The 656-nt window shown below is 46.2% G+C and carries 1 protein-coding gene; it reads left to right on the forward strand.

Going from position 1 to position 656, the window contains the following annotated elements; genetic code table 11:
• Window positions 1–436: 436 nt before the first annotated feature.
• Window positions 437–656: hypothetical protein (locus PSI17_RS17210; protein WP_273553113.1), on the forward strand; the 220-nt coding region annotated here is incomplete at its 3' end.

Below are 656 nucleotides of genomic sequence, written 5' to 3' on the forward strand. Positions count from 1 at the left end.
TTAAGAAACCTTCATCGTAATTAAACTTAACGATATCTGCTTCCAAAGGTGCGCAGATGTACCACACAGGCGTGTACTCCCTTGCAGGCTACAGGAGTGTTGTTGTCGCTGCCCGAAGGTGATCCTCACAAGCGACCGGATCATTGATAAGCCTTATCACGCTAATAAACGGAAATAATAAGGTCAATGCATAATTCTTTTTCCGGGACAGAAAATTAATGTCAGGAATACGATGACCTTTTGGGGTTAGTCGGAGTCCAGGTTGTCAATTCTAATTTCACGATGCGACCCGTTCTGGCCGTTTGGTCTAACTGGTGAGTAGACCTACCCAGTCTCTCGGGCAGGCCCCTCCTCAGAATCGGACTTGCGGAACTACCGCATCCAGCCCCTGACAGATTCGTGTTCCCACACATATTCAGCAAAAATTGAACATTGAATGGATCTTCCAACGAGATGGACAATCCAGCACTTTCAGGATCTCCATGATTCTGGCTGCTTTCGGGTGATATGTCCCTCTGCTTATTCGCAGGATAAGATTGTTAATATTTTCATCAAGATGTTCCCTGTAAGCCGCTTTTGTCATACGATTAACACCCATCGCTTTATTCCCGCCAAGCCGCAGGAATTACCCTTTCAGCATGTCACTGTTCAACAGG

The organism is Xenorhabdus sp. IM139775, assembly GCF_028598745.1.
Lineage (GTDB): Bacteria > Pseudomonadota > Gammaproteobacteria > Enterobacterales > Enterobacteriaceae > Xenorhabdus.